This window comes from uncultured Bacteroides sp. (assembly GCF_905207245.1).
Lineage (GTDB): Bacteria > Bacteroidota > Bacteroidia > Bacteroidales > Bacteroidaceae > Bacteroides.
On sequence record NZ_CAJLKP010000145.1, the window covers coordinates 1 to 7,066 of the forward strand.

5 protein-coding genes and 1 pseudogene are annotated in these 7,066 nt (G+C 44.6%); all 6 read left to right on the forward strand.

Annotation, left to right across the window (positions count from 1 at the left end; genetic code table 11):
• Nucleotides 1-64: 64 nt before the first annotated feature.
• Entirely contained in the window at nucleotides 65-748 is a 684-nt protein-coding gene (locus tag QZ135_RS24085) for an antirestriction protein ArdA (protein WP_294615565.1), read from the forward strand.
• A 69-nt stretch (nucleotides 749-817) separates the two neighbouring features.
• The gene (locus QZ135_RS24090; protein ID WP_294615567.1) at nucleotides 818-1,141 is read left to right on the forward strand and encodes a hypothetical protein; all 324 of its coding nucleotides are present in this window, start codon (nucleotides 818-820) and stop codon (nucleotides 1,139-1,141) included.
• A 295-nt stretch (nucleotides 1,142-1,436) separates the two neighbouring features.
• Complete coding sequence (locus QZ135_RS24095) at nucleotides 1,437-2,771, forward strand: ATP-binding protein (RefSeq protein WP_294615569.1); 1,335 nt, start codon at nucleotides 1,437-1,439, stop codon at nucleotides 2,769-2,771.
• A gap of 171 nt (nucleotides 2,772-2,942) precedes the next feature.
• Nucleotides 2,943-4,865: an AAA family ATPase gene (locus QZ135_RS24100; RefSeq protein WP_294615571.1), complete on the forward strand. Its 1,923-nt coding sequence runs from the start codon at nucleotides 2,943-2,945 to the stop codon at nucleotides 4,863-4,865.
• Between the two features lie 16 nt (nucleotides 4,866-4,881).
• Nucleotides 4,882-6,795, forward strand: coding sequence for a UvrD-helicase domain-containing protein (locus QZ135_RS24105; RefSeq protein ID WP_294615573.1), 1,914 nt, complete (start codon nucleotides 4,882-4,884; stop codon nucleotides 6,793-6,795).
• Between the two features lie 96 nt (nucleotides 6,796-6,891).
• Nucleotides 6,892-7,066: pseudogene (locus tag QZ135_RS25020) on the forward strand (topoisomerase); the annotation flags it as partial.

Sequence of the window (7,066 nt, forward strand, 5' to 3'; positions counted from 1 at the left end):
TTACGGCTTTCTCATTCCCCGCAGGCAGGCGCCGGTACAGGAGCGATAACGGAGGCAAACGATCATGATGAATATAGCAGATACAAGGGACTGTGCCTTTGAAGCCTTTGTTACCAACCTCGGCAAATACAACGAGGGCTGTTTGGTGGGCGAATGGGTCAAGTTCCCCGTGACAAATGAAGAAATGCAGGTGGTTTTCCGGCGCATCGGCATCGGCCGCCGCTATGAAGAATGGTTCATCACCGATTACGACTGCCCGGACACGGCCATCGGCAAGGTGCTGGGCGAATACGAAAGCCTGAGCGAGCTGAATTATCTTGCCGGGCAGATCATGGAGATGCGGGAGAGCAGCGAGTTCTGGCAGGCGGTTTTGGACTTGGGCGAGAACACCGGCAGTGTGCAGGAGCTGATCAACCTGACCGAGAACCTGGACTGCTTTGATTACCTGTCCGGCGTGCGGAATGACTACGATCTCGGCTATTACTGGATCGAGGAAAGCGGCTGCTATGACACAAGCAGCCTCGGCGCACTGGCAAACTATATCGACTATGAGAGCTTCGGACGGGATATTCGGTATGAAGAAGGCGGCGTGTTCGGAGATAACGGATATGTGCGGTCAAACGGCGGCCGCTTCGTGGACATCTACGACGGCGACATCGAAAACATCCCAGACGAATACCGGGTCAGGTCACCCGCCTTTCCTGTCCGCTCCGCAGCCACACGGCAGGCGGAACAGCCTGAACGATGAATTTTGCACCTTTGATATTGCCTTGCAGTTTGGGTACAGTATAATAAAAACGATAAGGAAGTGAACACCGTGAGCGACAGCTATTTTGATCTGCCATCCCGCATTGAGGACGCCTTTGCGGAGATCGACAGCGATATTGTGATGGATCTGCTGAATACCGACGAGGACTACGCTGCGCTTTCCGACCGTATGGACAAGCTGAAAACGCAGTACCCCGTCATCGACAAAATGAACGAGGGCAGCGGCGAGATCCGCATGACCGCCGAGGAGCATCGGGCGTATGTGGATTATCTGAACCTTGTCCGTCAAATGGAGGACATGGAGCGGCAGCACATTTACTTCCGCGGACATACCGATGCTGTGGCCTACCTCAAAAAAATCAAAGCGATATAAGTACGATGAAAGCGGTGCAGAGAGTTCTGCGCCGCTTTTCTGTTAGCAAAATGCAAAACGAGTCGAAAAAGATATGTAATGCAAGAAGTTTTTCTGAAATTTCAATAAAAACTATCGTCAACAACGAAGCGTTTGGCCATTTATGGCGAGGAGGCAGTGCTTTATAACGTTTGACCAAAGCTAACTTTCGCGTCAATCCTTATAAAAGATATAGTTTAGTCTGAAAAACGTGGAAATTTGCATTTAATAATGGCGGAAAAACGTGCGACAACCGCATTGATGTTTCCAGAAAAATGTGTTACACTCTTATCATCCCCCTGAAAGGATGGTGGCCGCCATGAAACGCAATGCGATTCAAGATTTGATTAACTGGAAAAATGACGAAGAACGAAAACCTCTTGTCCTGAAAGGCGCACGACAGGTCGGCAAGACATGGCTGATGAAGGAGTTCGGAAAGAACTATTATAAGAGTTTCGTCTATTTCAACTTCGACGAAGAGGACGAACTAAAATCCATCTTTGAGGCGAATAAGAATCCGCAGCGCATCTTGGAACTGCTCTCCCTGATTTGTGGAGAGAAGATTCTTCCGGGAGAGACTCTGATCATCTTTGATGAGATACAGGAATGCCCGGAGGCACTGAACACACTCAAATATTTTAAGGAAAAGTCAAATGAGTATCATGTCATTGCGGCAGGAAGTTTGCTCGGCACACTTTTGGCGAAACCGAAGTCCTACCCGGTAGGCATGGTCAATCTGCTCGACATCTATCCTTTGAACTTTGAGGAGTTTCTGGAAGCAACTGACCCAGCACTCTATGCCTACTACGATAGCATTCAGAAGGAGCAGCAGATCGAGGAAATTTTCCACAATCGGCTACTGGAAGCTTATAACAATTACCTCATTATCGGCGGTATGCCGGAATGCGTGGCATCCTGGGTCAATCATAAAGACCCGGCAAGGGTCTCTCAGATCCAGCGTGAACTTATTGAAGTCTATGAAAACGACTTCTCCAAGCATAACGGCAAGGTCAACAGCGGACGCATCCTAATGGTATTCCGCAGCATTGTTGCACAGCTTGCAAAGCCCAATGAAAAATTTATGTACGGCGCTGTCCGGGAAGGTGGCCGGGCACGTGACTTTGAAGAAGCCATTGAATGGCTCGTTTCTGCCGGAATGCTGAACCGGGTTTACAACGTTTCCAAAATGGAGCATCCGTTGTCTGCATTTGACAAGCTAGATCAGTTCAAGCTCTTCGTCTTTGACACAGGACTGCTCAAGCACATGGCGGGTATTGATAATAGTGCAATTCTTTTGAAAGCGGACTATCAGTTTAAAGGCCCTCTGACGGAGAATTATGTTCTGCAGCAGCTTCGAGGACAGTTTGAAGTCGCCCCCCGATATTATTCTGATAAAACCAGTGAGATTGATTTTGTCCTACAACACGGGACGGAAATCATTCCCGTGGAAGCCAAAGGCGGCGAGGATAAGTCTGCCCCTTCGTTCAAACGATATATTGCAGAACATCATCCAAAACATGCACTGCGCTTTTCTAAGCGTGGCTACCGCAAGGATGGGGAGATAATGAATCTTCCGCTCTACCTTGCAGGAAAAACAAAGAATCTGCTGTGAGCGTTGCTATGCAGTGCTACACCAAGGGAGTTAGTAGCTGCACAAGTCAGTATGGTTTCTGCATATAAAACAGTCAAAATATATGCAGATAACGGTTAACAGCGATAACCCCGATGGTGCATTCTTGGAAACAGTCCCGACGAATTTACTATTGGAAATGAGTGTGAAAAAATGATTATATCCGAATTAAGAGTGTATGACTTCCGCCAATTCAAATCTGTGGATGGTGCTCCCGGCTTAAAAATCACTTTTCACAAAGGTCTAAACGCTCTGATTGGCGAAAATGATTCGGGAAAAACCGCCGTGATTGATGCATTAAAATTAGTCTTGTTGACACAGAGCAACGAGTATATCAGGCCGTCAGATAAGGATTTTTATAAGTCTGTTGGTGAAGATGCGTGCTCAGAGTTCAAGATCGATTGTACGATTTCAGATTTTACACAGAACGAAGCAAAGAACTTTATCGAATATCTTTCATTCAACAAAACGGAGAATGGAATTGAATATACGCTTGAACTTCATTATCGTGCATGGAAAGAAGGACATAAAATCTATCAGGAATTGCGTGCGGGCGATATAGACGATGGAATTTCGATTGATGGAAAAGCAAGAGAATTGCTGAAAGCTGTTTATTTGAAACCACTCCGTGATGCCGAGCGAGAAATGAGTTCCGGGCGTGGTTCCAGAATCTCGCAAATACTTCTAAATCACCCTGTTTTCAAAGATAAAAAAGAACATGCAGTTCTCGATATTTTTCGAGATGCGAATCAACGCATTGAGGATTATTTTATAGGTGATACGGATGGAAAACGCATTCTCCAGACGATCCGCAGTAATTTAGAGTCATTTAGTGATAAAGGCCAAGCCAGCGATGCAGAATTAAAAACCTCGGATATTCAGCTAAAAGCTATACTGGAGTCCCTGTCATTGAATGCTCCTGAGATCAATCCCGGGCTTGGGGAATTGAATCTGCTATTTATTGCGGCGGAGTTGTTGCTCCTTAAGGATGATACAGATGGTGGCCTGAAACTAGCTCTAATCGAAGAATTGGAAGCCCATCTGCATCCGCAAGCGCAGCTTCGACTAATCAGTTATCTCCAGAACGAGTATAACGAGAATGATGTCCAAATCATCATATCCACTCATAGCCCCATTTTGGCATCAAAAATCAACCTCAAGAATTTGATTTTAATGAAGAATGGTGCCGGATATGATTTGGCTGAAGGGCGAACCGGATTACAAAGGGGTGATTACCTGTTCCTCCAGCGTTTTCTCGACTCAACAAAGGCCAATTTGTTTTTTGCTAAGGGTATCATAATGGTCGAGGGTGATGCAGAGAATATTTTAATTCCTGTCATTGCAGACATTCTCGGCTATCCATTGGAGAAATACGGTATATCCATTGTAAATGTTGGAAGCACTGCTTTTCTTCGATATAGCGGAATTATGGTAAGAAAAGACGGCACCGATATAGGAATACCTGTTTCTGTAATAACAGATTGTGATGTTAGACCATACGATGTCGAGCCCACGACAAAGGAGAAAACATTCAACGAGAAAGAAGCTGAATCTTTGCAGGCTAAAGAAAAAGGAGACAGAAAATATACAAATGGCTCCGTGCACGGCTTTATTTCACCACGATGGACGCTCGAATATTGCATCGCCCTGAGTAGCCTTTCGGATGACTTTCATAAGGCGGTTCATTACGGGAAGAAAATTCTGAATGCGAAAGAGCATATTTCACTGACTGATGCCAAGATTGATGAAGCAAATCGTGACGCCGAAGCAGAAACGCAGGCGTGGAATGGGGTCTCCTCCGCTGAAAGGGCATACCATATTTATAAATTAATGCTTAATGGCGATGGAAAAAGCAGTCTGAAAGCGATTACTGCTCAGTGCTTGGCTTCGCTTTTGCGTTGGAAAATATCCATAGTTCCAGATGGGCTGACACAAGAAAAGATGTTCGATCTCGAATTGTATGGATTCAAAACCGATGAGGATAAGAAAGCAGCATTGAAATCTGAGATCGAGAATGATCCGTTTTTAAGTTATATTGTGAATGCCATCAAATATGCAGCAGGAGAAACGGTGTAGATAGGAGGATTCTATAATGGAGTGGCAGATTTCCGACCAAGATATTCAAGCCGTAGAAGAACTCCTTTTGCCGCATGGTGCACACTTCCCTGAAGATGCAAGAAAAGTTATACGTTGGTGGCATTCAACAGATGTAGCAGCCTGTCCCGGCAGCGGAAAAACAACCGTTCTTCTCGCAAAACTAAAATTGTTAGCAGATAAAATGCCACTCGAAAACGGCGCAGGAATCTGTGTGCTCTCTCATACAAATGTTGCCGTCAATGAGATCAAAAACCGGCTCTCCGATTATGCAGATAGGCTTCTCAACTATCCAAATTACATAGGCACAATCCAGTCGTTTATTGACAGATTTGTGACTATGCCATACTTGCGAAATATCTCTGGACAGAATGTGCAGGTGGTTGATGGTCTTACATATGCACAACATATGTTGAACGGGATAGAATGCAACAAGCGGTATTATGCGCTGAACTACGTGATTGAATTAAACTTCGGTTCTGGGAATCGATTCAAATCCAAGTTGGACTATATACAGGCATTAAATATACGATCGGATGGGGCACTCCGTGTAGGAAAGCAGAAAAAAGCTTTGGCAGGTGCGGGAAAACCGTCCACTAAACAATATATGGAATTGCAAACCGAGCTTCTTAAAAAGGAAGGAATAATACGGTATCAAGATGCCTATGCATATGCAAACGCAGCTATTGCTGAATTGCCAACAGCGTATACCGACCTATTTTCATCACGATTCCAGTATGTATTCATAGATGAATATCAGGATTGCAATAATCTTCAGCGGCAAGCCATAGATGCGATATTTGATTCACAAAAATGCGCAGTATTCAAAATTGGAGATCCTGATCAGGCCATCTACAATTCAGCAGATGATACAACCCCTGATTGGATACCTCAACCTGACTTTCTACCGATTATGACGTCTTGCAGGTTTAACCAAGAAATCGCCAACGTGATCTGCAAGCTAAAAAAAGGCGAGAAAAATATCGTAACGTTTGCCGGAGAGACAGGCGTTAAGCCAGTCTTGTTTGTTTTTTCTCCCGAGAAGATTGACAGAGTTATTGGCGGGTTCATTTCTGCCTTAGAAAGACATGAGCTCTACGATATCAATGGCATATATAAAGCTATCGGTGCAATAAAAAAAGAAGATTCGGCCGGCTTGAAAATCGGAAGCTATTGGAGTGAATTTGATGGTTCAGCAAATAAGAAAAACGAGTATAGCTACTGGGGGTTAGTAGATGAGATTGTCCAGTATTTGCTGGAGGGAAAATTGTATAAGACAGAGCAAAGTGTTCGTAGGCTTTTGTGCCGAGTATTCCACTACATTTCGATAAAGCACCCTGTATCAGAAAAAGACTATACCATGGTAACAATGAAAAACGCTCTCGACGAAAAATACAGAGAGCAGTATCGTCAATGGATATATGAAATGCCGAGGATACAAACAATTGATAGACATTCGGTAGATCAATTGTTGCGGCAGAAGATAAACGAATTGCTGAGGATTGGAAATCCGAACCTAACTGATATATTTGCTGTTCTTCCAGAGTTTTTTCTTGAAGAAGCCACTGGTGTTAATTTTGCAGATATATCCGAGAAAAATGTGTTGATTGATCCTATTAGAGGCCGTAGAATTGTATTTGACACTATTCACGGCGTTAAAGGTGAAACGCACGATGCGACTCTATATCTTGAAACCAATAGACAAGGCGCAACAGATTTGAATCGGATTCTTCCGTACTTTGGTGTTGGTCGCTGTGGTAGCTCAAATCTATATGATTCCAGCCGTAAGCTTGCGTATGTTGGTATGAGTAGGCCTAAAAAGCTATTATGCGTAGCCATGCAGGCGGCAACTTACGAAAAAAGCAATGGTGTATTTGATACCGATTGGGAAGTTATTGATCTGAGAGGATAAGTACAGCGCACAGATTATACTATCACATACATAACCGAGAGGTTTTCTTTATGAAAGCCCCTCGGTTATTTTTATGTCAGAACGGAGGTGAAACATATGCCATATATCCCGCCGGAGGTGGTGGCAAGAGCCCGTGAGATGGATCTGCTGACCTATCTGCGGACTTATGAACCGCAGGAGCTGGTGCATTTCGGGGGCGGCACCTACTGCACCCGTGAGCACGACAGCCTGAAAATCTCCAACGGCAAATGGTGCTGGTTTTCCCGTGGAA

Bases quoted from the DNA above. Each gene is read 5' to 3' on its own strand.
- QZ135_RS24085 (WP_294615565.1), top strand. From the start codon at position 65: ATGATGAATATAGCAGATACAAGGGACTGTGCCTTTGAAGCCTTTGTT.
- QZ135_RS24100 (WP_294615571.1), top strand. From the start codon at position 2,943: ATGATTATATCCGAATTAAGAGTGTATGACTTCCGCCAATTCAAATCT.
- QZ135_RS24105 (WP_294615573.1), top strand. From the start codon at position 4,882: ATGGAGTGGCAGATTTCCGACCAAGATATTCAAGCCGTAGAAGAACTC.